The sequence below is a fragment of the Marinobacterium aestuarii genome (genome assembly GCF_001651805.1).
Taxonomy (GTDB): domain Bacteria; phylum Pseudomonadota; class Gammaproteobacteria; order Pseudomonadales; family Balneatricaceae; genus Marinobacterium_A; species Marinobacterium_A aestuarii.
Map to the genome: position 1 here is coordinate 5,048,749 of NZ_CP015839.1, position 23,927 is coordinate 5,072,675.

Annotated in this window: 21 protein-coding genes and 2 tRNA genes; 7 read left to right on the top strand and 16 right to left on the bottom strand. The window is 58.9% G+C overall.

Features of this window, described 5'->3' with window-relative positions; all coding sequences use genetic code 11:
• The first annotated feature begins 10 nt into the window (after positions 1-10).
• Together panB and panC are read left to right on the top strand one after the other, a co-directional pair.
• Positions 11-805, top strand: coding sequence for a 3-methyl-2-oxobutanoate hydroxymethyltransferase (gene panB / locus A8C75_RS22190; protein ID WP_067386641.1), 795 nt, complete (start codon positions 11-13; stop codon positions 803-805).
• A gap of 1 nt (position 806) precedes the next feature.
• Positions 807-1,655, top strand: coding sequence for a pantoate--beta-alanine ligase (gene panC / locus A8C75_RS22195; RefSeq protein ID WP_067386643.1), 849 nt, complete (start codon positions 807-809; stop codon positions 1,653-1,655).
• A 186-nt stretch (positions 1,656-1,841) separates the two neighbouring features.
• Here panC and A8C75_RS22200 read toward each other — a convergent pair whose 3' ends face one another.
• A complete protein-coding gene (locus A8C75_RS22200) occupies positions 1,842-2,039 on the bottom strand; it encodes a hypothetical protein (protein WP_067386645.1) in 198 nt (65 codons plus the stop codon).
• Between the two features lie 58 nt (positions 2,040-2,097).
• On the opposite strand from A8C75_RS22200, the gene A8C75_RS22205 reads away from it, so the two are divergent.
• Positions 2,098-3,279 carry an acetyl-CoA C-acetyltransferase gene (locus A8C75_RS22205; protein ID WP_067386647.1) on the top strand — a complete coding sequence of 394 codons (1,182 nt, stop codon included), beginning with the start codon at positions 2,098-2,100 and terminating at the stop codon, positions 3,277-3,279.
• Positions 3,280-3,622: 343 nt separating this feature from the next.
• On the top strand, positions 3,623-5,818 hold the full coding sequence (locus A8C75_RS22210; protein WP_067386649.1) for a DUF6351 family protein: 2,196 nt from the start codon (positions 3,623-3,625) through the stop codon (positions 5,816-5,818).
• Here the strand turns inward: A8C75_RS22210 and A8C75_RS22215 are convergent.
• Positions 5,815-6,651, bottom strand: a complete 837-nt coding sequence (locus A8C75_RS22215) for a 6-carboxytetrahydropterin synthase (protein ID WP_067386651.1) — start codon at positions 6,649-6,651, stop codon at positions 5,815-5,817. The genes A8C75_RS22210 and A8C75_RS22215 overlap by 4 nt on opposite strands.
• Positions 6,652-6,794: 143 nt before the next feature.
• Here A8C75_RS22215 and A8C75_RS22220 point away from each other — a divergent pair, with 143 nt between their 5' ends.
• From A8C75_RS22220 to A8C75_RS22230, 3 genes are read left to right on the top strand one after another with little or no spacing between them, the layout of a single operon-like run.
• The gene (locus tag A8C75_RS22220) at positions 6,795-7,493 is read left to right on the top strand and encodes a pseudouridine synthase (RefSeq protein ID WP_067386653.1); all 699 of its coding nucleotides are present in this window, start codon (positions 6,795-6,797) and stop codon (positions 7,491-7,493) included.
• Positions 7,490-8,539 carry a methyltransferase gene (locus tag A8C75_RS22225; protein WP_067386655.1) on the top strand — a complete coding sequence of 350 codons (1,050 nt, stop codon included), beginning with the start codon at positions 7,490-7,492 and terminating at the stop codon, positions 8,537-8,539. Before A8C75_RS22220 ends, A8C75_RS22225 begins: the two co-directional genes overlap by 4 nt.
• Positions 8,540-8,548: 9 nt before the next feature.
• Complete coding sequence (locus A8C75_RS22230) at positions 8,549-9,241, top strand: YciC family protein (protein WP_067386657.1); 693 nt, start codon at positions 8,549-8,551, stop codon at positions 9,239-9,241.
• A gap of 71 nt (positions 9,242-9,312) precedes the next feature.
• Here the strand turns inward: A8C75_RS22230 and pnp are convergent, their stop codons facing one another.
• The 14 genes from pnp to ftsH form a co-directional block, all read right to left on the bottom strand.
• Positions 9,313-11,418 (bottom strand): polyribonucleotide nucleotidyltransferase, encoded by a 2,106-nt coding sequence (gene pnp / locus A8C75_RS22235; protein WP_067386659.1) that lies wholly within the window; start codon positions 11,416-11,418, stop codon positions 9,313-9,315.
• Positions 11,419-11,697: 279 nt separating this feature from the next.
• Positions 11,698-11,967 carry a 30S ribosomal protein S15 gene (gene rpsO, locus A8C75_RS22240; protein WP_067288535.1) on the bottom strand — a complete coding sequence of 90 codons (270 nt, stop codon included), beginning with the start codon at positions 11,965-11,967 and terminating at the stop codon, positions 11,698-11,700.
• A gap of 141 nt (positions 11,968-12,108) precedes the next feature.
• A complete protein-coding gene (truB, locus tag A8C75_RS22245) occupies positions 12,109-13,062 on the bottom strand; it encodes a tRNA pseudouridine(55) synthase TruB (protein ID WP_067386661.1) in 954 nt (317 codons plus the stop codon).
• A 3-nt stretch (positions 13,063-13,065) separates the two neighbouring features.
• Positions 13,066-13,485: a 30S ribosome-binding factor RbfA gene (rbfA, locus tag A8C75_RS22250; protein ID WP_067386663.1), complete on the bottom strand. Its 420-nt coding sequence runs from the start codon at positions 13,483-13,485 to the stop codon at positions 13,066-13,068.
• A 5-nt stretch (positions 13,486-13,490) separates the two neighbouring features.
• Positions 13,491-16,007, bottom strand: a complete 2,517-nt coding sequence (gene infB, locus A8C75_RS22255) for a translation initiation factor IF-2 (RefSeq protein ID WP_067386665.1) — start codon at positions 16,005-16,007, stop codon at positions 13,491-13,493.
• Between the two features lie 14 nt (positions 16,008-16,021).
• Positions 16,022-17,527 carry a transcription termination factor NusA gene (gene nusA, locus A8C75_RS22260; protein WP_067386666.1) on the bottom strand — a complete coding sequence of 502 codons (1,506 nt, stop codon included), beginning with the start codon at positions 17,525-17,527 and terminating at the stop codon, positions 16,022-16,024.
• Between the two features lie 30 nt (positions 17,528-17,557).
• The gene (rimP, locus tag A8C75_RS22265; protein ID WP_067386668.1) at positions 17,558-18,013 is read right to left on the bottom strand and encodes a ribosome maturation factor RimP; all 456 of its coding nucleotides are present in this window, start codon (positions 18,011-18,013) and stop codon (positions 17,558-17,560) included.
• A gap of 151 nt (positions 18,014-18,164) precedes the next feature.
• Positions 18,165-18,241: transfer RNA gene (locus A8C75_RS22270), tRNA-Met, on the bottom strand.
• Between the two features lie 46 nt (positions 18,242-18,287).
• Positions 18,288-18,373: transfer RNA gene (locus A8C75_RS22275), tRNA-Leu, on the bottom strand.
• Between the two features lie 16 nt (positions 18,374-18,389).
• Positions 18,390-18,752, bottom strand: a complete 363-nt coding sequence (gene secG, locus A8C75_RS22280) for a preprotein translocase subunit SecG (RefSeq protein WP_067386670.1) — start codon at positions 18,750-18,752, stop codon at positions 18,390-18,392.
• Positions 18,753-18,756: 4 nt separating this feature from the next.
• The gene (gene tpiA, locus A8C75_RS22285) at positions 18,757-19,527 is read right to left on the bottom strand and encodes a triose-phosphate isomerase (RefSeq protein ID WP_067386672.1); all 771 of its coding nucleotides are present in this window, start codon (positions 19,525-19,527) and stop codon (positions 18,757-18,759) included.
• Between the two features lie 45 nt (positions 19,528-19,572).
• Positions 19,573-20,922: a phosphoglucosamine mutase gene (glmM, locus tag A8C75_RS22290; RefSeq protein ID WP_067386674.1), complete on the bottom strand. Its 1,350-nt coding sequence runs from the start codon at positions 20,920-20,922 to the stop codon at positions 19,573-19,575.
• Positions 20,919-21,797: a dihydropteroate synthase gene (gene folP, locus A8C75_RS22295; protein ID WP_067386676.1), complete on the bottom strand. Its 879-nt coding sequence runs from the start codon at positions 21,795-21,797 to the stop codon at positions 20,919-20,921. Before folP ends, glmM begins: the two co-directional genes overlap by 4 nt.
• 68 nt (positions 21,798-21,865) lie before the next feature.
• Positions 21,866-23,863: an ATP-dependent zinc metalloprotease FtsH gene (gene ftsH, locus A8C75_RS22300; protein WP_067387598.1), complete on the bottom strand. Its 1,998-nt coding sequence runs from the start codon at positions 23,861-23,863 to the stop codon at positions 21,866-21,868.
• Between the last annotated feature and the right edge of the window lie 64 nt (positions 23,864-23,927).

Sequence of the window (23,927 nt, forward strand, 5' to 3'; positions counted from 1 at the left end):
CGAGTTCCCTATGAACAACGTCACTCTGCATACCCTGTCTGCCCTCAAGCAGGATGGAAAGAAGTTCGCGGCTTTGACCGCGTACGATGCCTGTTTCGCGCAGCTGGTCAGTAGCGCCGGTATCGAAGTCATTCTGGTGGGTGATTCCCTGGGCATGGTGCTACAGGGTCACGACAGCACCCTCCCGGTGACGGTCGACGAAATGGCCTACCACACGCGCTGTGTCGCCAGTGGCAACCAGGGCGCCATGCTGATGAGCGATCTGCCGTTCATGAGCTATGCCACCCCGGAACAGGCCATGCTCAACGCCGGCATTCTGATGCAGGCCGGTGCCCATATTATCAAGATCGAAGGCGGCGCCTGGCTGGCCGAGAGCATAACGCTACTGGCGGATCGCGGTGTACCTGTGTGTGCCCACCTGGGTCTGACACCTCAGGCGGTCAATCGTCTGGGCGGTTACCGAGTGCAGGGCCGCGACGAAACCAGCGCCCGGCAAATGCTCGACGACGCCATCCTGCTGGAGCAGGCCGGCGCCAGCATGCTGCTGCTCGAGTGTGTCCCCTCCCAGCTGGCCGGCGAGATCTCCCGCGCCGTCAGCATTCCGGTTATTGGCATAGGCGCAGGCCAGCAGACCGATGCCCAGGTACTGGTGCTGCACGACATGCTCGGCATTACACCGGGCCGCAAGCCGCGCTTTGTGAAAGACTTCATGACCGAAGCCGGCAGCATTGCCGGCGCCCTGCAGAGCTATGGCGACCAGGTTCGCGCTGGCACCTTCCCCGCCGACGAGCATGGATTCGCGTGATATGCAGACACTTCATCACATTCAGGCTCTGCGCGAGCAGCTGAACGCTGCCCGCCGCGCGGGCAAGACCATAGGTCTGGTTCCCACCATGGGCAACCTGCACGCCGGCCATATCGAGCTGGTCAATCAGGCGCGCCTGCACGCCGACATCATTGTGGCTACCATCTTCGTCAATCCGCTGCAGTTTGGCCCCAACGAAGATCTGGACAACTATCCCCGCACGCTGGAAGCCGACCAGACCAAGCTTGCCGCCGCCGGCTGCGACTATCTGTTCACTCCCAGCGAAGCCGAAATCTATCCCAACGGTCGCGACCATCAGACCATTGTCGAGGTCATCGACCTGTCGGACATGCATTGCGGCAGCACCCGGCCAGGGCACTTTCGCGGTGTTACCACTGTGGTCAGCAAGCTGTTCGGCATAGTGCAGCCGGATTCCGCCTTCTTTGGCTGCAAGGATTATCAGCAGTTGCTGATTATCCGCCGCATGGTGGCCGACCTGTGCATGCCCATCGACATTCACGGCGTCAACATAGTGCGCGACAACGAAGCCCTGGCCCTGAGTTCACGCAACGGTTACCTCAGCCCGGCCGAACTGGCGGTGGCACCGACCCTGAACCAGGTGCTGCGTGAAACCGCACAGGCCATTCAGGCGGGCCAGAGGGACTACGCTCAGCTGGCGACCCAGGCACTGCAAAAGCTGGAAGAAGTTGGCTTCAAGGGTGACTTCATGCGCATTGTGCGCCGCAGCGATCTGCAGCCAGCCAATGCAACCGACACTCAACTGGTCATACTCAGCGCCGCCTATCTGGGCGCCGCGCGCCTGATCGACAATCTCGAACTCGACCTCTGATCCCCCGATGGCTGCCGGCCTGTCGGCAGCCATCGACATACCCCTCTATTCCCGCCCGACGGCACAGTACGTGGCCTGCATGCAAGCTGTGCGCTTGACAAACAGAGAACAGCTCGCGCAGACTGGGCCGGTCGCATTACTTAAAAAATGAAATATAAAAATGTGACATGGATCTGCAGGTGGCGGTCACGGCAGCAACTCGTCCTTGTCGCCGGGGCTCAAATTGTATTTCGCCACTGCAATAATGGGGTCAAATTCCCCCGTTATCATGGTCCACAGGAGTCTGCCCGATTTAGCCTGAGCAGCATGACCACCAGCCGGTTTGAAGCAAGCCCGCAGTGCGCTTGCCAACAGCAGTATTCCGGCCCGGTAACGCTCAGCCATATTGCAGGCAGCCCTCAGCACCACAATGAAAAGCTACCAACAATTAGAGGCACACCTAATGCGCGACGTCGTAATTGTAGCTGCTGGCCGTACGGCTATTGGCACCTTCAATGGATCCCTAGCTGCCATCTCTGCGGCCGATCTCGGGGCCACCGTCATCAAGTCCCTGCTGGAACAAACTCAAATTAACCCCGCCCTGGTTGACGAAGTCATCCTCGGCCAGGTCCTGGCTGCCGGCTGCGGTCAGAACCCTGCACGCCAGGCTGCCCTCAACGGTGGTCTGCCGAACGAAGTACCGGCCATGACCATCAACAAGGTCTGCGGCTCCGGCCTCAAGGCCCTGCAGCTGGCCACCCAGGCCATTCGCTGCGGCGATGCCGACATTATCATTGCCGGCGGTCAGGAAAACATGAGCGCTTCCCCGCACGTACTGCCCAACTCCCGTAACGGTGCCCGCATGGGCGACTGGAGTATGGTTGATACCATGATCAAGGACGGCCTCTGGGACGCGTTCAACAACTACCACATGGGTATCACCACCGAGAACATCGTTGAAAAATACGGCTTCACCCGTGAAGAACAGGATGCCTTTGCCGCTGCATCCCAGAACAAGGCCGAAGCCGCTGTGACCTCCGGTCGGTTCAAGGATGAAATCATTCCGGTCAGCATCCCGCAGCGCAAGGGTGACCCGGTGGTGTTCGACACCGACGAGCAGCCGCGCTTTGGTGTGACTGCCGAAGCCCTGGGCAAGCTGCGTCCTGCCTTCAAGCGTGACGGTAGCGTTACTGCGGGCAACAGCTCCACTATTAACGATGGTGCTGCCGCCGTAATCCTGTGCTCGGCCGAAAAAGCCGCGGAGCTGGGCCTCAAGCCGCTGGCCCGTATCAAGGCCTACGCCTCTGCCGGCGTTGATCCTGCCATCATGGGTACAGGTCCGATCTGTGCTACCACCAAGGCGCTGGAAAAGGCTGGCTGGAGCATCGGCGATCTGGAACTGGTTGAAGCCAACGAAGCCTTCGCCGCCCAGGCCATGTCCGTCAACAAGGACCTTGGCTGGGATACCAGCATCGTTAACGTCAATGGCGGCGCTATCGCCATGGGCCACCCGATCGGTGCCTCCGGTTGCCGCGTGCTGGTCAGCCTGGTGCATGAAATGATCAAGCGCGATGCCAAGAAAGGCCTGGCCACACTGTGCATCGGTGGCGGCATGGGGACTGCACTGGCTATCGAACGCGACTAAGCGCCATCGACCAGGCCGCCTCCAGCGACCCGGTCTTGCATGCAGAACAACAACCGGGAGCATTAGCTCCCGGTTTTTTTATGTACAGGATTACGGATGCCCCTGACCTCCTGCTAAGCGCCTCCGCCCCGTAACGCCTGCTCTCATTTACTCTCCGTAGTCCTGATCAGTACGTCTAAACTGCATCTATCGGATAACCGCGCCTGATCCCGGCGACGAACTGCTGTCCCGCCAATAAGCATTACTTTGCGTAACCATGGGTGCCGCATCGATGTCATAGCCTGTACGACACCTGATATGGCTGCCGTAACGTTCGAGCCCCGACTCAGTCTGGAGGGACGGTATGAAATTCGCCAAAATCATGGCTCTACTGCTGACCCCGTTGCTGGTGCTGGCGATCTGGTTCTGGAATCAGTTGCCGAACTGGCTGCCCGGTAACAGCCGCTACAAGGACATGCCCACCGTGGTTGGCATGGAGCCTCAGCCCCACCTGCCAATGCCCAGCTACAGCGGCCCCCATCCACGGGAATGGCAACGTCCGCCGGACCCCTTCCCGTACCCCATCCAGCCTGGTGACCTAGGCCCCTACACACCCATCTATGCAGGCCCGCTGCAGTACCCCTTCGCCTGCGACGGTGAGGATTCGGGCTTGGGCCAGCCACTGGTGGATAATCAGGACGGTTATGGCATCGAAGTTTTTGCACTCGACGAACAGGGCAGGAAAACCCGGCAGCGGCTTGGCTACAGCAAGGACTGCCTGCACCCCACCCGGGTAAGCTACTACTACAATCGCGCAGGCACCGACAATTTCTACCCGCTCGAACAGGCCAGCGGCGATATAGCCCGCATCAGCATCAACGGCCAGGACATCGACTTTGTCGTGCGCAGCGAAGCAGGCACAATCAACCGCTTTATCTACAACATCACCACCCTGCGCGGCCCCAACGATACCCCCGAGACGCCGGACATGCAGTACTGGAACCAGCAGCTCATCTATCAGTTTCGCGGCGGTGTGGGCATTGGCTATCGTCAGGGCCGGCTGCGGGATACAGACCTGCCGGAGCGGCGCATCGACCAGCTGCGCGAGGGTTATGCTCTCGCCTATTCCAGCGGCAACCAGACCTCCAACCACTACAATATCTGGCTGGCCGAAGAGACGGCATCAAGGGTCAAACGCCAGTTTGTCGCCCGCTACGGCACACCGGAGTTTACCCTGGGGATTGGCGGCTCCGGCGGCGCTATCCAGCAATACCTGATCGGCCAGAACGGTACCGGCCTGCTGGATGCCGGCATCGCGCTCTACGCCTACCCCGACATGCTCACCCAGACGATCTATGCGTTTGACTGTGAACTGCTGGAATACTACTTCGACCAGACCGCCCGCAAGACCTGGAGCTGGCCGTCCCGGCGCAAGGTCGCCGGCCTGAACAGCCGCGACGGTGTGCACGACAACCGCACCTGGCTGTACGAGCTGGCCATGATTATCCGCGGTCGGGCCCCCCACTGGCCGCTGGGGGCCAGCGAATGCAGCCTGGCCTGGCGCGGCCTGACACCACTGGTCAACAATCCGCGCTTTGTTCATTTCGAACCCCGTTTCAGCCCCGATATCAGCCGCCAGGTACACTGGTCCCACTGGGAGGAACTGCGCCATATCTACGGGGCCGACGAAAACGGCTACGCCCGCCAGACCTGGGACAATGTCGGCGTGCAATATGGCTTGCAGGCTCTGCGGGACGGCGAGCTCGGCGTCGATACCTTCGTGCACCTGAATGCCAATATCGGGGGCTGGAAACCGCCTGCTGAAATGCGACAGGAACGCTTCTGGCACCTGAATGGCGATGACGACCTGTTCGCCTTCAGCCCCTGGAGCCATCACAACATGCAGCTGTCGGATGATGCCGGTTACACCCCGGCGCCACGCAGCCAGGGCGATCCCGCCGCCATTCAGGCTGCGGTCCAGGCCGGATTGGTGTTTACCGGCGAGCTGTCCATTCCGGTGATTGACCTGCGCCATTACCTGGAGCCGGCACTGGACATGCATCACGCCAGCGCAGCCTTCAGCACCCGCATGCGGCTGCAGCAGCGCGGCTATGCCGACAATCAGCTGATCTGGATTACCGCCACTCCCCACAACCCCGTTCCCCAGGCGCTGGATACGCTCGTGCTATGGCTGCGAGAGGGTAAACGCCCACAAACCGCCCAGGACCAGTGTTTCGGGGCGGACGGCACCCTGCTGGCCGCGGGAGAGGATGTGTGGGACGGCAGCTGGAACGGCAAAACACCGGGACGCTGCATGCAGCAGTACCCGATCTATGGTACGCCGCGCTCGGTGGCGGGGGAGGATCTGCGGGGGGATCTGTTCAAATGCAGCCTGATCAGTGTCGATGAAGCCCTGGCGCGGGGGCTCTATGCCCCCGTCGACATGCAGCCGCACCAGGCACGGCTGCAACGCATCTTCCCGGAGGGGGTATGCGACTACAGCGTGCCGGGGCTCGGTCAGCGCATGGCAACCAAAGTGGGTGACGGGGTCGGCGGTTAGGCGACGGCGATAGCACCTTTGCCGACGCCTTCAAAGGCTCGCACTTGCACGTCCGAGTCGGGATGCTCCTGCTTGATGGCAACGGCGAGGTGCTGGGCAATCTGCTCGACCGTGGTTTCGGTCTCGATATCGTAGCAATACTGCGCCGGCAGCTTGAGCTCGAATTCGCCCTGGGGCGCGTCATAGCGATAGTGGTGCATGCCGTCGGCTTCGCTGATCAGATGGGAACGGGTGCCGATGTAGATATCGCGCAGCCGCTCACCCCAGACCGCCTCCAGTGCTTCTTCGCGCTGATCGTTCAGATGAATCTCTATTTTCGAGCGGTGACCGTGGGCGATACGCTGGCAGTTGCCATCGTGCTGGTGCAGGCCGTGGCTGTAGTGATAAAAGGCACCGTCGATGCGCTCGGGCACAAAGGCCAGCTCCAGCCCCTGCACCTCATCGGGAAACAGCGCCAGCAGCTGTTCCTTGCACCAGGCGGCCAGGGTGTGGGGATTGATATCGGGCTCGCCCACCAGGGTGATAGCCTGTTCTGGCGAACGGCAGTAAAAATGCTGGCCATCGGGATAGAGCCAGTCGATGCGGGTTTCACCATCCTGCCGGGCATGCTGCAAACGGGGCAGCCCGGTGGCAACCAGCAGCGCATGATCGATATGCTTGTCCATCCAGGCCTTGACGGCCTTTTTGACGATACCAAAATCGCAGATCATGCCCTGATCGTTAAGCCGGCCGTCCAGTACCAGCTGTACCAGCCAGGACTCTCCCAGCAAGCCGCGCTGCGGATGAAGGTAGGAGAAATCGACGTTGGTAAGGTTATCGACAAACAGTTTCACATGAGTTCCATAAGAGGTCTTTGGCAGGGCGCCATTTTAGCCCAAGCGGCGGCGCATTTCATGTTTTGTACACAATTTCGGGCCGACAAAACCGCCCGGGGCTCAGGTATACTAGCCGCATTTACACCGCACTCAGGGCAGCTATGAGACTGGACAAGTATCTATCCCAGGCAACCGGGATTTCGCGCAAGGAAATACACCGCATCATGCACCGCGGTGAAGTCAGCCTCAACGGCAGTGAAACGCTGAATCCCGCCCAGCACATTGAGCCTGGAGTCGACAGTGTCTGCCTCAATGGCGAGCCCATAGGCGCGCCTGGGCCGCGCTATCTGATGCTGTACAAGCCCGAAGGTTATGTCAGCGCCAGCGATGATCCCAGTCACCCGACCATCAACAGTCTGGTGGATATTCCCCGTAACGACGAGCTGCACTGCTGTGGCCGGCTCGATATCGATGCCACCGGGCTGATTCTGCTGACCGACGACGGCAAATGGTCGCACCGTATTACCTCGCCGCGTCACAAGCTGCCCAAACGCTATCGCGTCGAAACCGCCGATCCGATTGATGCCTCTGCGGTGCAAGCCTTCCTCGACGGCCTCAAGCTGCACGGCGAACACAAACTGACCAAGCCCGCCGAGCTGGACATACTCAGCCCCAATGAAGCCATCGTCTACCTGACCGAAGGCCGCTATCACCAGGTCAAACGCATGTTTGCGGCCCTCGGCAACAGGGTCACCGCACTGCACCGCGAGCAGATAGGCCCCATCAGCCTGGACCCGGCACTCAGCCCCGGTGAATACCGCGAGCTCACCGTCGCTGAGATCGCCAGTATCAAGCCATGAGCGATCCGGCCTTCGATCTGCTGCTGCCCTTCGTACAGGATGCTCCTGCGGACAGCCTCTGGCTCGCCGACGAGAATCTGCTCGGCAGCCAGCTGGCACCGCGCAGCAACATCCGCATGATCGGCAATCGTCTCGATCTGGTGGAAGCCGCCCGCGCCCGCGGCTGGCAGGCCGACTGGTCAGACTTTGATTTGAGCAGCATTGCCGATGGCTCCATCGCCCGGGTGCTCTATCGCGTCTCCAAGGAAAAGGCGCTGGTACATCACAACATCAACCAAGCGGTGCGCGTACTCAAACCCGGCGGCCAGCTGATTCTCAGCGGTGACAAGGGCGAGGGTATCAAGGGCTATCTCGATCGTACCCGGGCACTCTTCGCAGGCCAGGGCGACACCGAAAAGGCCAGTGCCAACTGCTGGCGCGGCCTTTTCACCAAGTCCGAGCAGCCCGGCACGCACCTGGATGACAAGGACTACCAACAGCTGCGCCCCGCCTGCAGCGATGAGCACTTCAGCTACTGGAGCAAGCCCGGCGTCTTTGGCTGGGACAAGATCGATCGCGGCAGCGCCTTCCTGGTGCAACAGCTCGACAGCTTTCTCGCCGAACTGCCAGCACCGCCCAAACGCATTCTGGACCTGGGCTGTGGCTACGGCTATCTGTCGGTACAGGCGTCGCGTCTGGGCGTACCTATTACCGCCACCGACAACAATGCCGCCGCCATTGCTGCCTGCCGGCAAAACTTCGCGACCCAGGGCATCGCCGGCGAAGTGATCCCCGCCAGCTGCGGCGCGGGTATCGAGGGTCCCTTCGAGCTGATTCTGTGCAACCCGCCCTTCCATGCCGGTTTTAGCGTGGAAGATGACCTGACCGAGCGCTTTCTGAACGCAGCTGCGCGCCTGCTCGGCCGGGGCGGCATTGCCGCCTTTGTGGTCAACCGACAAATCATGCTGGAGCGCCGCGCCGCATCGCGCTTTAGACGCATCCAGACCTTGGCCGAAAACGGCAGCTTCAAGCTGGTATTGCTGGCCGAAGCCAAAACAGGAGCCTGATCCATCGCCATGACTTTTGAATATATCCGCCAGAGCCTGTTCTTCTTTCGCCGTCACCTGGGCACCATTGCGCGTATTCAGCTGCCCTTTATCATCGGCCTGAACCTGCTCGGCCTGCTGCTGGAGGCCAGTGTCGAAGCGGACAGCAGCCAGATGCATACCGGCACCGGCTTGCTGATGCTGCTGAACCTGACCATGCTGCCGCTATACTGGGGCGCCACCATTCTGTTCCTGCAGTCAGCGGTGGACGACCGACCGCTGAGCGCCTTCCAGGCCGTGGCCCTGAGCCTCAAATACTGGCGTCGACTGCTGATTACCTACCTGCTGAGCGGCTTCGCCGTTACCCTGGGGTTGATGCTGCTGATCGTACCGGGCATCTATGTCGGCGTACGGCTGGTTTTTGCCGACTACATCTGCGTGCTGGAAGACAAGAAACCGGTGGCCTCGCTGCGCCAGAGCTGGGACGAGTCTGAAGCCTATTTCTGGCTGCTGCTCAAAGGCCTGCTGATCATCTTTGGCGGTCTCTTCCTGGTTGAAGCGCCCCTGCTGTACCTGGCGGAAAGCGCGGGCTCCAGCTCCCCGGCCGTCGAGGCGGTTCTCAGCGTCATCTTCGACCTGATGGGCACCCTGGTCACCATTTACGGCTTTCGCATCTACTCACTGATGCGCAGCGAAAGCACCCCGGCCGCACCGCTCACCTAAAGACAGCACAAAATGCAGACCAAAAAAAACCGCCTTTTTTCAGGCGGTTTTTTTATCTCAGCCGGTCAGCCTCAGGAAGCAGACTCGTCTGCAACCATGTCACGCATGGACAGCTTGATGCGACCACGCACGTCTACGTCCAGGACTTTAACCTTGACGATGTCGTCCATGTTCACATAGTCGGTGACCTTCTCAACGCGCTTGTCAGCGATCTGAGAGATGTGCACCAGACCATCCTTGCCCGGCAGGATGTTGATGAAGGCACCGAAATCTTCGATGCGCACAACCTTGCCTTCGTAGATCTTGCCGACTTCAGCTTCAGCCGTAATCGCCTGGACACGTTCGATAGCGGCCTTGGCAGCGATCTTGTTGTCGGCGTAGATACGCACGGTACCGTTGTCGTCGATATCGATCATGGCGCCGGTTTCTTCGGTCAGCGCACGGATGGTCGCGCCGCCCTTGCCGATCAGGTCCCGGATTTTCTCCGGGTTGATCTTCAGCTGCGTCATGGCAGGTGCGTTGTCCGGCAGTTCCGGACGGGCATAGCCGATGACCTTGGCCATCTCGCCGAGGATGTGCTTGCGTGCTTCACACGCCTGCTCCAGCGCGATCTCCATGATCTCTTCGTTGATACCGGTGATCTTGATATCCATCTGCAGCGCAGTAATGCCTGCATCGGTACCGGCAACCTTGAAGTCCATGTCGCCGAGGTGATCTTCGTCACCCAGGATGTCAGTCAGAACGGCGAAGCGATCACCTTCCTTGACCAGACCCATGGCGATACCGGCGACCGGTGCTTTCAACGGCACGCCCGCGTCCATCATGGACAGCGAAGCACCGCAAACAGAGGCCATGGAGCTGGAGCCGTTGGATTCAGTGATCTCGGACACTATACGGATGGTGTACGGGAATTCGTCCTGCGTCGGCAGTACGGCAGCAACACCGCGACGTGCCAGACGGCCGTGACCGATTTCGCGACGACCCGCGCCCATCATGCGGCCGGCTTCACCCACGGAGTACGGAGGAAAGTTGTAGTGCAGCATGAAGGGGTCTTTGCGTTCGCCTTCGATGGCATCGATCATCTGCTGATCGCGGCTGGTACCCAGGGTACAGGTGACCATGGCCTGAGTTTCACCACGGGTGAACAGGGAAGAGCCGTGTGCGCCCTGCAGGGTGTTGATCTGAACGTCGATCGCTCGCACCGTCTTGTTGTCACGGCCATCGATACGCGGCTGGCTTTCAATGATGCGGTTACGCACGATTTCCTTTTCCAGCGAGCTGATGATGCCACCGATAGCGCGGGCATTCGGCTGGCCTTCTTCGGAACCGGCCAGGGCTTCAACAGCCTGGTTGCGCAGTTCGCCCAGGGCGTTCTGACGCTGAACCTTGTCGGCCACCTGATAGGCAGCAGCGACGCCTTCACCGACCAGACCACGCACCTGGGCGATCAGGGCTTCGTCTTTCTGCGGTGCCTGCCAGTCCCACTTCGCCTTGCCGGCTTCAGCCACCAGGTCGTTGATGGCGGTGATGGCAACCTGCATTTCCTGGTGGGCGAAGAGTACCGCGCCCAGCATTTCGTCCTCGGACAGTTCCTGCGCCTGGGACTCAACCATCAGTACCGCATCAGCTGTACCGGCCACAACCATGTCCAGCTCGGACGTTGCCAGCTGTTCGTAGGTCGGGTTCAGGATGTAACCGGCAGCTTCGGTGAAGCCTACGCGCGCACCACCAATCGGGCCCTGGAACGGCAGACCGGAAATGGCCAGCGCCGCAGAGGTACCGATCAGTGCAGCGATATCGGGATCATTGACCTTGTCAGCGGACATGACGGTACAGATAACCTGTACTTCATTCATGTAGCCTTTAGGGAACAGCGGACGGATCGGACGGTCGATCAGACGCGAGGTCAGGGTTTCTTTCTCGGTCGGGCGGGCTTCACGCTTGAAGAAACCACCGGGGATACGGCCTACGGCGTAGTATTTTTCCTGGTAGTGCACGGACAGCGGGAAGAAGTCCTGACCTTCGCGCAGGCTTTTGGCACCAACAACGGTACACAGAACCTGTACGCCAGCCATGGTCACCATGACGGCACCGGTCGCCTGACGCGCGATGCGGCCGGTTTCCAGAGTAACCTGCTGGCCACCGAATTCGAATGTCTTGGTTGTTACTTGAAACATAGATTACCTCATCTGTTCGAAGAATCGTCCCCTGTACCACTCCGTCGCATTCAGTCCTTCGTTAAAAGCCAGTACTCAGTTGCACTCTGGCGCAAAGCGCAATTGAGTACGGGCGGGATGAACAGTCTGGGATGATATCAGGGCGTTGGTCTCGCCCGATCAAGGGCGGGTTCTATCCTTGCTCGCGGAAGCTTTCACTCCCGGTAACGCTTATCCGGATAAAACGTCTTAGCCGGATAAAACTGAGGCCATACATTGTATGGCCTCAGAAACATCAACTTAGCGGCGCAGACCGAGGCGCGCGATCAGCTTCAGGTAGCGATCAGCATCTTTCTTCTTCAGGTAGTCCAGCAGCTTGCGGCGCTGGTTAACCATGCGAATCAGACCACGACGGGAGTGGTGATCGTGCTTGTGCTCTTTGAAGTGATCCTGCAGACCCTGGATGTTGAAAGACAGCAGGGCAACCTGAACTTCAGGAGAACCTGTATCGCCTTCAGCGCGGGCGAAGTCTTTAACGATCTCTGCTTTTTTCTCTACAGCTAATGCCATTGTATCCAGCTCCAATATTAATATGCATGCGGCTAGTGCCGCCTGTTAGGAAGAAACGATGCACCGAGCATATTATCAGTACAACGCCAATCATCATGCCCGCCACTCAGGGAGCGACAACCCGGGCTATCGATAACCGTTTCAGCCCGTCGCCAGCAAGCGGCGGGGGCGCAGAACGCGGTCATCCGATATTTCGGCGATCCCCAGAAAGACTCCGGTTTCGCCTGCAATCAGCTTTATCAGTTCTGCCGGAGCCTGCTCCGGCAATGCCAGACGCTGCCCCATAAGGATACGCTGCGTCTGTGCGCCATCCAGCGTCAGGGAAGGAATATCTTCCAGGGCGCTGGTGACCGGCAATAATAGCCTATCAAGCCGGGCTTGTATGCCCTTTTCCCCGTCATCCTGCGGCTGTTCAGCGGCCAGGTCCTGCAGCGCATCGAGGGTGATCATCTGCTCAGCCTTGTAGGGCCCCGCATCGAGACGACGCAGCTGTTTCACATGAGCACCACACCCCAGCAAAAGCCCGAGATCTTCCACGATGGAGCGGATATAGGTGCCCTTGGAGCAACGGATATCCAGCTCGATTTCGTCCTCGCGCAAGGCGGTCAGACGGCAGTGAAAGATAGTGACACGGCGTGATTTGACTTCGACCTGAATGCCCTTGCGCGCCAGCTTGTAGAGCGGCTGACCGTTGTGCTTCAGGGCCGAGAACATGGAGGGCACCTGCTCGATTTCACCCGAGAAGTGCTCAACCAGCAGCGCCAGAATCTGCGCTTCATCCAAAACGGGTACCGGACGGGTTTCCACCACCTCACCATCGGCGTCACTGGAGTCCGTGCGGATACCCAGCTTGGCCGTGGTCAGATAGCGTTTGTCGGCATCCAGCAGGAACTGGGAAAACTTGGTGGCTTCACCGAATGCAATCGGCAGCATGCCGGTTGCCAGAGGGTCCAGCGCACCTGTATGACCGGCCTTGGCCGCGCCATACAGACGCTTGACCCGCTGCAGTACGCCGTTGGAGGTTATCCCGGCGGGCTTGTCCAGCAATAGAATGCCGTCCAGCGCCCGACCGCGGCGTTTTCTGCCCTCGGTCATGCCTTATTCCTCGTCCGCTTTATCCGCTGAATCATCGGTCGATTCAGAACCCGGCTCCGGCTGATTCACCTGAGTAATCAGGCTGTGCAGACGGCGACCACGGTCGACGGACTCGTCGAAGTGAAAACGCAGTTCCGGCATGACACGCAGCTTGATGCCGCGCGCCAGCTCATGGCGCAGGAAGCCAGCAGCCTTGTTGAGGACAGACAGTGATTCTTTCACTGTCTGCTCTTCATCGGTCTGGGCGCCAAACGCCATGACGGTGACATAGACGTCGGCATAACCGAGGTCCTTGGCTACCTTCACGTAACTGACGGTAACCATGCCTAGGCGCGGATCCTTGATCTGTCGCTGGATCAGCTGGGCCAGGTCCTTCTGGACCTGGTCCGCTACCCGCTGAGTTCGAGTAAATTCTCGTGCCATGGCGTTTAGAGTGTCCGCTGAACTTCAATGGTATCGAAGACTTCGATCTGGTCTCCGACCTTGACGTCATTGTAGTTCTTGACGCCGATACCGCATTCCATACCCTGACGAACTTCCTGCACGACATCCTTGAAGCGACGCAGCGACTCAAGCTCACCTTCGTAGACCACGACGTTCTCACGCAGCACGCGGATACGCTTGTTGCGGTGCACGGTGCCTTCCGTAACCATGCAGCCCGCCACCAGGCCAAGCTTGGGTGAACGGAAGACGTCGCGCACTTCGGCGATGCCAACGATCTGCTCGCGGAATTCCGGTGACAGCAGGCCGGTCATAGCCTGTTTAACGTCATCAATGATGTCGTAGATAACGCTGTAGTAGCGCAGTTCCAGACCTTCACGTTCGACAATGGCCTTGGCCTGGTTGTCAGCACGCACGTTGAAGCCGATGATCAGGGCGCTCGATGCCACGGCAAGATGTGCCTCGGTCTCGGAGATACCACCGACACCGCCGGCAACAATATTGACCTTCACTTCGTCGGTGGACAGATCTTCCAGCGCCTGGGACAGGGCTTCGAGGGATCCGCGCACGTCCGCTTTCAGGACGATATTCAGCGATTTCACATCGCCGGCCTGCATGTTGGCAAACAGGTTTTCCAGCTTGGAAGCCTGCTGACGTGCCAGCTTGATCTCGCGGTACTTGCCCTGACGGAAGAGTGCAACTTCACGCGCTTTCTTCTCGCTGCTGACGGATGCAAAGTCGTCACCGGCACCCGGCGTGCCATCGAGACCCAGGATTTCCACCGGAATGGACGGACCTGCTTCTTCGATATCCTTGCCGCTCTCATCGCGCATGGCACGAATACGACCATAGTGCAGACCCGCCAGGACGATGTCGCCCTTGCGCAGGGTACCGTTCTGAACCAGCACGGTGGAAACCGAACCGCGGCCCTTGTCCAGACGGGACTCGACCACAACACCCTGGGCCGGAGCTTCAGGCACAGCGTTCAGTTCCAGTACTTCAGCCTGCAGCAGGATGGCTTCAAGCAGCTTGTCGATGCCCTCGCCTGTCTTGGCAGAGACGTTGACGAACTGAACTTCGCCGCCCCAGTCTTCCGGGATAACATCGCGCTGGGCCAGTTCGTTTTTGACACGATCCGGATCGGCGTCTTCCTTATCAACCTTGTTAACGGCCACAACCAGGGGCACGCCAGCCGCTTTCGCATGCTGTACAGCCTCTTCGGTCTGCGGCATAACGCCGTCATCCGCAGCCACAACCAGGATAACGATGTCAGTCAGCTTGGCACCGCGGGCACGCATGGCGGTAAAGGCCGCGTGTCCCGGTGTATCCAGGAAGGTGATCATGCCATTGTCAGTTTCGACGTGGTAAGCACCTATATGCTGGGTAATGCCACCGGACTCGCCCGCAGCCACCTTGGTGGTACGAATGTAGTCGAGCAGTGATGTTTTACCGTGGTCAACGTGACCCATAACGGTCACGACCGGCGCGCGGCCCTGGGTTTCGCCCTGCTGCTGCTGGATAGTTTCCATCAGCGCCGATTCAACCGCATTTTCCTGCATCGGCTTGGCAACGTGACCCATCTCTTCCACGATCAGCGACGCTGTATCCTGGTCGATGACCTGGTTGATAGTCGCCATGGCGCCCATCTTGAACATCACCTTGATGACCTCGGCCGCCTTGACCGACATCTTCTTGGCCAGTTCCGCCACCGTCAGACTCTCGGGCAGCTGAACTTCATGCACCTGCGGCGCCTGGGGCTCTTTAAAGCCATGTACGTTCGGCTTGCCACCGCGCGCACGTCCTTTACCAGGACCACGGCTGAGCTTGCCACCACGACGACCGTCACGGTCATCGCCGCCGAAGCCGCGACTCGGGCCTCGGGCAGACTTGGCACCACGGGACGGTTTCTTGTCATCCGTAGTGGTGCGGCGCGCCAGCTGCTGCTGCTTTTTCTTCTCCTTGCGCAGCGCCTCTTCACGAGGATCTGCCTTGGATGCAGGCGGTGCCAGCTGTTCTTCGCCTTCAACAGCCTTGACCGACTTGGTGTCGATCGCGGCCGGTGCGACGGCAGCGGCAGGCTGCGCGGCAACCGGGGCTGCAGCCGCGGCGGCCGGTGCAGGCGCTGCGGCCTGCTCAACGGCGGCGCCAGTCGTCTGCTCTGCTACCTGTTCCGCCGGAGCCGCGTCGCCGTCAGCGTCGGCACGCTTGACGTAGGTGCGTTTTTTGCGCACTTCGATGTTGATCGTCTTCTTCTTGCCGGAGGCACCGGAGACTTTCAGCTGCGACGTCGTCTTGCGCTTGAGTGTGATTTTCTTAGGTTCACCGGAATCCGTGGTTTCACCGTGGCTGCGCTTCAGGTATGTCAGTAGATCCTGGCGCTCGCCTTCGGAAACCTTGGAGCCATCGGCCTTACCTTTGATACCTGCTTCCTGCATTTGCTTAAGCAAACGCTCGACGGAAACACCAACCACATCGGCAAGTTGCTGTACTGTTACTTCTGCCATATTGGTTTTCTCTCCTAATCCGTTGACCCAGACTCATCGTCCGCAAACCAGGGAGCCCGGGCGGTCATGATCAGTACTGCGGCTTTCTCTTCATCGATGCCTTCAACATCCAGCAGATCTTCGACGCCCTGTTCTGCCAGGTCTTCCATCGTGATCACACCCTTGGCTGCCAGCAGGAAGGCGGTATGACGATCCATACCTTCCATTTCCAACAAATCCGCCGCAGGCTCTGCGTTCTCAAGCACCTCTTCACTGGCAATCGCCAGGTTCAGCAGGGCATCCTTGGCTCGCGAACGCAGTTCTTCAACCGTGTCCTCATCAAAGCCATCAATTTCAAGCATTTCATCAACCGGCACATACGCCACTTCTTCAAGGGACGTAAAGCCTTCGGCGACCAGCACTTCGGCCATATCTTCATCGACATCCAGATATCGCGTGAAGATTTCCATGATAGAACCGAGTTCCGACTCCTGCTTTTCAGCCGCCGCTTCTTCGGTCATCACGTTCAGCGTCCATCCGGTCAGCTCGCTGGCCAGACGCACGTTCTGGCCACCGCGACCGATTGCCATCGCAAGAATTTCCTGCGCGACAGCCACATCCATGGAGTGCGTTTCTTCGTCGATGACGATAGACGCGACTTCCGCCGGAGACATGGCATTGATAACCAGCTGCGCGGGATTGTCATCCCACAGAATGATATCCACACGCTCGCCATTGAGCTCGTTGGACACCGCCTGAACACGCGCACCGCGCATGCCGACACAGGCGCCCACCGGATCAATACGGCCATCGTTGGTTTTGACAGCGATCTTGGCGCGCGACCCCGGATCACGTGCAGCCGCACGGATCTCGAGCACTTCTTCGGCGATTTCCGGCACTTCGATGCGGAACAGCTCGATCAGCATCGCGGAACAGGAACGGCTCAGTACCAGCTGAGGGCCACGACCTTCGGCACGGACTTCATGCAAAATGGCGCGTACGCGATCGCCCATGCGGAAGGTTTCCCGACCGATGAGAAATTCGCGCGGCAGCAGGGCTTCGGCGTTGTTGCCCAGATCGACGATAACATTGTCACGTGTCACCTTCTTGACGCTGCCGGAGATCAGTTCGCCCACGCGATCCTGATACATGGCAACGACCTTGGCCCGCTCAGCTTCACGTACCTTCTGCACGATAACCTGCTTGGCTGTCTGGGCGGCAATGCGACCAAACTTGACGGATTCAACGGCCTCCTCATACAGATCGCCCGGCTGGAGGTTAATATCCAGCTCGTGCGCTTCCTGCAGCGTCAACTCGGTACCGAGCGCCGCCACACCTTCATTGCTTACAACCAGCCAGCGACGGAAAGTGTCGTAATCGCCGGTGACCCGGTCGATCTCAACCCGGATTTCAGCCTCTTCGTCGTAACGTTTTTTGGTCGCTGTCGCCAGTGCCAGTTCGATCGCTTCGTATATGACCTGTTTGGGCACATCCTTTTCGTTCGAAACTGCTTCTGCTACCAGTAGAATCTCTTTATTCATGCCACTGCCTCGCTCAATCCTTCGCGTTCCTTAGAACTGCGGAACTACGTTCGCGCGATCGATGGAATCGATCGGCAACAGATATTCTTCTTTATCTACGACCACCAGGACTTCGTCACCTTCGACGCCGTTAAGCAGCCCCTTGAACTTGCGGCGCCCTTCAAACGGCACTCTCAGGCGTATCTCAACCTTGTGGCCGGTAAAAGCGACAAACTGCTCAAGCGTGAACAGGGGACGGTCCAGCCCGGGGGATGAAACTTCCAGGTTGTACTGGCCACTGATAGGCTCTTCAACATCCAGCACACCGCTGATCTGATGACTCACCTTGGCGCAGTCATCAACGGTAATGCCGTTTTCAGCATCAATATAGACACGCAGTACACTGTGAACACCGTGGGCAAGATATTCGATGCCCCACAGCTCGAATCCAAGCGATATAACGCCCGGCTCAATCAATTCATGTAGCAATTTCAGCTTTGCTGACACCGGCAAACCTCTTGTTGGCAAGCACCGATTCGGACGCCGGAAACAAAAAATGGGTCTCTGTTGGACCCATTATTGATCGCGGCACCAATGCCTTGATTTACCTACGAAAAAGCCCCTAAAGAGGGGCCTTTTCGAAGATACACGAATAAGGTGGTAGCGGGGACAGGATTTGAACCTATGACCTTCGGGTTATGAGCCCGACGAGCTACCAGACTGCTCCACCCCGCAACAAACAGGTGCGTTATATTACACGTTTCCTGTCTTTCTTTCAATATGGTGCCCAAGGCCGGACTCGAACCGGCACGTCCTAGGGACACTACCCCCTCAAGATAGCGTGTCTACCAATTCCACCACTTGGGCAACACCAGGTTGGTACTTACTCAGCGCTAGGCACATCGGCATCAGCCGCTGGCTTAGGTGCGCTTTCCAGTACCGGCAGTTGCGGCTCCGCCGCACTGCTCTCGATCACGATCGGCGCTGGAATACCAGCATCGCCAACCGTTTCGGCCTTGTCCTTAGCGAACACGGCCAAAACAAAACTGGTAACAAACAGACCCACCGCCATCACTGCGGTCATTTGGCCCAGGAAACTGCTGTTTCCCTGACTGCCAAATACGGTCTGGGAAGCACCACCACCAAAGGCAGCGCCTGCTTCTGCACCTTTACCCTGCTGCAGCAAAACCAGTGCGATAATCGCAGCGGCGAGCAGCACGTGTGCAACCAGAACCAGAGTTTCCATTTAATCAACCATTTGCCGATGCGTCTGCAGCTGCACTGCAGATCGCAAGAAAATCTTTTGCCTTCAAAGAGGCTCCACCTACCAGACCGCCATCGATATCGGGCTTTCCAAACAACTGCGCCGCGCTATCGGCAGTCACGCTGCCACCGTACAAAATTCTCACTTTCAGCGCCGCAGCGGCGTCGTACTCGGCAATCAGTGCGCGTAGCGCCTGATGCACTTCCTGCGCCTGCTCCGGTGTTGCTGTTAATCCCGTACCTATGGCCCATACAGGCTCGTACGCGACAACGGCATTTGCCAGCGTTGCCTTATCGGCAACGTCAAGCACCGCCCTGAGCTGACGACTGACAACGTCCAGCGTCTGACCCGCCTGACGCTCTTGCAGCGTTTCGCCGATACACACAATCGGCGTAACGCCTGCAGCCACGACAGCGCGAAACTTGTCGGCGACCTGGGCATCATCTTCGCCAAACAGTGCGCGACGCTCGGAATGCCCCAGAATAACGTACTGGACACCGAACTCGGCAAGCATGGAGAGCGAAAGATCGCCGGTATAAGCGCCTTTTTCGAAAGCGGATGCATTCTGCGCACCCAGGGAAATATTACTGTCCTGCAGCAAGGCTGCGACCTGAGGTATATATACCGCAGGTGGACAGACCAATACGTCGACGTTATCACTGCCAGAACGCGTACTCAGAAGGCCTGTAACCAGTTCAGCATTCGCTGCCAGGTTGCCGTTCATCTTCCAGTTTCCAGCTACGATACTCTTACGCATCGGTGTCCCCTCTCGAAAGAGGCGCAAATATTAACTGAGGCGACCTTAAGATACAAGCGCTTGCAATGCTTTTTCAACATCATCGGCGAGCTCTCGGCACAGCTCTGCCACAAGCTGCCCATCCTCACCCTCGATCATGACCCGCACGACAGGTTCCGTGCCCGACGGGCGCAGCAGCACGCGTCCGGAATTACCCAGCCGCGCCTCAGTCCGGGCCACTGCCTGGTCAATCTCGGCAACCCCGCTGATATCCACCTTTTTGGCGATCCGCACATTGATCATTTCCTGCGGCAGCTTGCTCATGCCGGCTTTCAGCTGTGCCAGGGTATCGCCGCTTTCCACCATGGCCTTGAGCACCTGCAGCCCGGCAACAATGCCATCACCGGTGCTGGTCAGATGGCGGCATATCACATGACCTGAATTCTCGGCCCCCAGGAACCAGTCCCTGCGACCCAGTTCTTCCAGCACATAGCGGTCCCCAACCTGGGTCCGCACAAAGGGAATATCATTGCGCTGCAGTGCCAGCTCAAGCCCGTAATTACTCATGAGGGTGCCTACAACACCGCCGGTCAGTCGCCCCTGCAGCTGCATCTGGCGCGCGATAATAAACAGGATTTCATCACCATCCACCACGTTACCGGCGGCATCCACCATAATGATCCGGTCGCCATCACCGTCCAGTGCTATGCCTATATCCGCCTTTTCCGCCAGCACGCGCTGCTGCAAGGCGGCCGGATCGGTAGCGCCACACTCAGCATTGATATTGATACCATCGGGGGATGTCGCCATGCGAATCACCCGCGCACCGAGCTCCTCGAACACCTGGGGGGCGACGTGATAGGTGGCGCCATTGGCACAGTCGAGCACAATACGCAGACCTTTCAGACTCAGGGCCCCGCTGACCGTGCCCTTGCAGAATTCGATGTAGCGCCCGGCAGCATCGTCGATACGACGGGCCTTGCCCAGCTCATGGGACTCCACCGTGGACATGGCAATATCCATCTGAGCCTCGATTGCCTGCTCAACCTCATCCGGCAGCTTGGTGCCCGATGCCGAGAAAAACTTGATGCCATTATCGTAAAACGGATTATGCGAGGCGCTGATCACAATGCCCGCATCGGCACGAAAGGTCTTGGTCAGGTAGGCAATGGCCGGGGTCGGCATCGGACCGGTCAGCAACACATCCACACCGGCGGCGGACAACCCCGCTTCCAGCGCCGATTCAAACATGTAGCCCGAGATGCGGGTGTCCTTGCCGATCAGGATACGGCTTTGCCCGGAACGCGCAAACACCTTGCCCGCTGCCCAGCCCAGCTTGAGCACAAAGTCCGGTGTAATCGGGTGCTGCCCCACCTTGCCGCGTATGCCGTCCGTGCCAAAATAACGTTTCGTCACGCCTGTTCTCCCTTTGATTCCATCATCACAGCCTCGGTCATGCGCACCGCATCCACCGTTGCCGCCACATCATGTACACGGATAATTTTCGCACCTTTTTGCACCGCAATCACCGCCGTTGCCAGCCCGCCCGCCAGGCGCTGATCCACCGGACGGTCCAGCGCCTGGCCAATCATGCTCTTGCGCGAGGTGCCAACCAGCAGCGGCAACTCAAGCTGTTGCAGGCGCTGCATTTGGTTCAGCAGGCGCAGGTTGTGCTCCAGTGTCTTGCCAAAGCCAAAGCCCGGATCCAGCAACAGACGATCACGACTGATTCCCGCCAGTTCGCAGGCCAGCACGCGCTGGCGCAGAAAGTCGCCAACCTCGGCAATGATATCCTCATAGTGTGGCGCCAGCTGCATGTCCGCCGGCGTATTGCCCTGCATGTGCATCAGACAAACCGGCAGCCCGGTTGCTGCTGCAGCCGCCAGAGCACCATCACGGCCGAGCGCACGGACATCATTGAGCATGCCCGCGCCCAGCTTTGCAGCTTCGATGAATACCTGTGCCGTGCTGGAATCAATCGAGACAATAACATCCAGCTCGCGCTGAATCAGCTCCAGTGCCGGCAGCACTCGGTCGAGCTCCTGCTGCATACTGACAGGCACAGCGCCTGGGCGGGTTGACTCACCGCCAAGATCGAGGATAGTCGCGCCCTCTTGCACCATCCGGGCTGCGCGCCCGAGTATTTTCTCGCAGGCGGGCTGCCCGGCCTGATACAGGGTGTTACCGTCCGAGAAAGAATCGGGGGTTACATTCAGGATACCCATGACCTGCACCCGGGACAGATCCAGCTCCCGTGCGCCACATTTCAGTTTGGTGTTACTCAATACCATTGCCTCCAAAACAAAAAGGCCAGCCCTGCCGGGCCAGCCTTTTTCGATACTAATCAGTGCCGGTTAGATCAGTGCAACTTGGGATCCGTTGACTCCGGCATATCCGGATCTTCCGCCGGAGGGGTCTCTTCCTTCCCGGCATCGACGTTCGACTGCTCATCCTTGTCGCCTGACTGCGCCTCGGCCGCAGGTGCAGACTTCTCATCGGCATCGGCAGCTTCAGTCGCCTGAGCGCTGCTGTCGGTGTCGACCCAGTCATCCGGCGGTGTCACTGGCTGGCGAGCCATCAGTTCATCCAGCTGGCCTGAATCGATGGTTTCGTACTTGATCAGTGCATGCGCCATGGCTTCGAGAATATCGCGATTCTGTTCCAGCAGCTGGTGCGCCTCAACATAACAGTCATCAATGATGCTGCGCACCACCGAGTCGATTTTACGCTGGGTTTCTTCAGACGTCTGCTTGGCAGGTGCGCCATAACCACGGGTGAACGGGTCGCCGTCTTCATCGTCATACAACAGCGGCCCCAGCTCTTCGCTCAGGCCCCATTTGGTGACCATGCTGCGCGCCAGACTGGTGGCACGCTGAATGTCATTGGAAGCACCGGTGGTAACGCCATCCTTGCCCAGGGTCATCTCTTCCGCAATACGGCCGCCATAGAGCGAACAGATATTGGAAATGAGCGTGCGACGGCTATGGCTGTAACGATCTTCCTCCGGCAGGAACATGGTCACACCCAGTGCCCGGCCGCGGGGAATAATGGACACCTTGTACACCGGATCGTGCTCGGGCATCAGGCGCCCGACAATAGCGTGGCCGGCTTCATGGTAGGCGGTATTCAGGCGTTCCTTGTAGGACATGACCATGGACTTGCGCTCGGCGCCCATCATGATCTTGTCCTTGGCTTTTTCGAACTGCAGCATGCCAACGGTGCGACGGCTGTCACGGGCAGCAAAGAGCGCCGCCTCGTTCACCAGGTTGGCCAGATCAGCACCGGAAAAGCCGGGCGTGCCACGGGCAATCAGTGCAGGCTTGACGTCGTCTGCCAGCGGTACCTTGCGCATGTGCACTTTGAGAATCTGCTCGCGACCACGGATATCCGGCAGGCCGACATGTACCTGGCGGTCGAAACGGCCGGGACGCAGCAGTGCAGGGTCAAGCACGTCAGGCCTGTTGGTGGCGGCGATGACGATGACACCCTCAGTACCTTCGAAGCCGTCCATCTCAACCAGCAGCTGGTTCAGTGTCTGCTCGCGCTCGTCATTGCCGCCGCCCATGCCAACACCACGGTGACGGCCAACAGCATCGATTTCATCGATAAAGATAATGCAGGGCGCATTCTTTTTCGCCTGCTCGAACATGTCACGGACACGGGACGCACCCACACCGACAAACATCTCGACGAAGTCCGAACCTGAAATACTGTAGAAAGGCACCTTCGCCTCGCCGGCGATCGCCTTGGCCAGCAGTGTCTTACCGGTACCCGGGTTACCAGACATCAGTACACCGCGCGGAATATGGCCACCGAGCCGCTGGAACCTGCCGGGATCGCGCAGGTAATCGACCAGTTCCTTGACGTCTTCCTTGGCCTCTTCCACACCGGCCACATCGTCAAAGGTGGTCTTGATCTGGTCTTCGCTCATCATGCGGGCTTTCGACTTGCCAAAGGACATAGGCCCCTTGCCACCGCCACCGCCCTGCATCTGGCGCATAAAGAACATGAAAACAGCAATGATCACCAGTATCGGGAATGACGCCACCAGTAGCTGGGTCCAGATGCTCTGCTGCTCAGGCTGCTTGCCTTCAATGATGACCTTGTGCAGCAGCAGGTCGTCAACCAGCTTGGGATCCTGCAGTGCAGGACGAATAGTCTCGAACCGCTCCCCATTCTGCCGCTGCCCCTGGATGGTATAACCATCGATGACAACCTTGGACACGCGGTCAGCCTGGACTTCTGCCACGAAGTCGGAATATGTAAGTCTGCGGGAATCTCCCTCGGCATTGAAGTTATTGAAAACGGTCAGCAGGACCGCAGCAATAACCAGCCAGAGGACCAGATTCTTTGCCATATCGTTCAAAGGACTACCCTCAATTGACGCTCAAGCACGAAAATTCGCGCTTCAAAAGTACACC

Bases quoted from the DNA above. Each gene is read 5' to 3' on its own strand.
- panB (WP_067386641.1), top strand. From the start codon at position 11: ATGAACAACGTCACTCTGCATACCCTGTCTGCCCTCAAGCAGGATGGA.
- panC (WP_067386643.1), top strand. From the start codon at position 807: ATGCAGACACTTCATCACATTCAGGCTCTGCGCGAGCAGCTGAACGCT.
- A8C75_RS22200 (WP_067386645.1), bottom strand. From the start codon at position 2,039: ATGGCTGAGCGTTACCGGGCCGGAATACTGCTGTTGGCAAGCGCACTG.
- A8C75_RS22205 (WP_067386647.1), top strand. From the start codon at position 2,098: ATGCGCGACGTCGTAATTGTAGCTGCTGGCCGTACGGCTATTGGCACC.
- A8C75_RS22210 (WP_067386649.1), top strand. From the start codon at position 3,623: ATGAAATTCGCCAAAATCATGGCTCTACTGCTGACCCCGTTGCTGGTG.
- A8C75_RS22220 (WP_067386653.1), top strand. From the start codon at position 6,795: ATGAGACTGGACAAGTATCTATCCCAGGCAACCGGGATTTCGCGCAAG.
- A8C75_RS22225 (WP_067386655.1), top strand. From the start codon at position 7,490: ATGAGCGATCCGGCCTTCGATCTGCTGCTGCCCTTCGTACAGGATGCT.
- A8C75_RS22230 (WP_067386657.1), top strand. From the start codon at position 8,549: ATGACTTTTGAATATATCCGCCAGAGCCTGTTCTTCTTTCGCCGTCAC.
- pnp (WP_067386659.1), bottom strand. From the start codon at position 11,418: ATGTTTCAAGTAACAACCAAGACATTCGAATTCGGTGGCCAGCAGGTT.
- rpsO (WP_067288535.1), bottom strand. From the start codon at position 11,967: ATGGCATTAGCTGTAGAGAAAAAAGCAGAGATCGTTAAAGACTTCGCC.
- truB (WP_067386661.1), bottom strand. From the start codon at position 13,062: ATGACCGAGGGCAGAAAACGCCGCGGTCGGGCGCTGGACGGCATTCTA.
- rbfA (WP_067386663.1), bottom strand. From the start codon at position 13,485: ATGGCACGAGAATTTACTCGAACTCAGCGGGTAGCGGACCAGGTCCAG.
- infB (WP_067386665.1), bottom strand. From the start codon at position 16,007: ATGGCAGAAGTAACAGTACAGCAACTTGCCGATGTGGTTGGTGTTTCC.
- nusA (WP_067386666.1), bottom strand. From the start codon at position 17,527: ATGAATAAAGAGATTCTACTGGTAGCAGAAGCAGTTTCGAACGAAAAG.
- secG (WP_067386670.1), bottom strand. From the start codon at position 18,752: ATGGAAACTCTGGTTCTGGTTGCACACGTGCTGCTCGCCGCTGCGATT.
- tpiA (WP_067386672.1), bottom strand. From the start codon at position 19,527: ATGCGTAAGAGTATCGTAGCTGGAAACTGGAAGATGAACGGCAACCTG.
- folP (WP_067386676.1), bottom strand. From the start codon at position 21,797: ATGGTATTGAGTAACACCAAACTGAAATGTGGCGCACGGGAGCTGGAT.
- ftsH (WP_067387598.1), bottom strand. From the start codon at position 23,863: ATGGCAAAGAATCTGGTCCTCTGGCTGGTTATTGCTGCGGTCCTGCTG.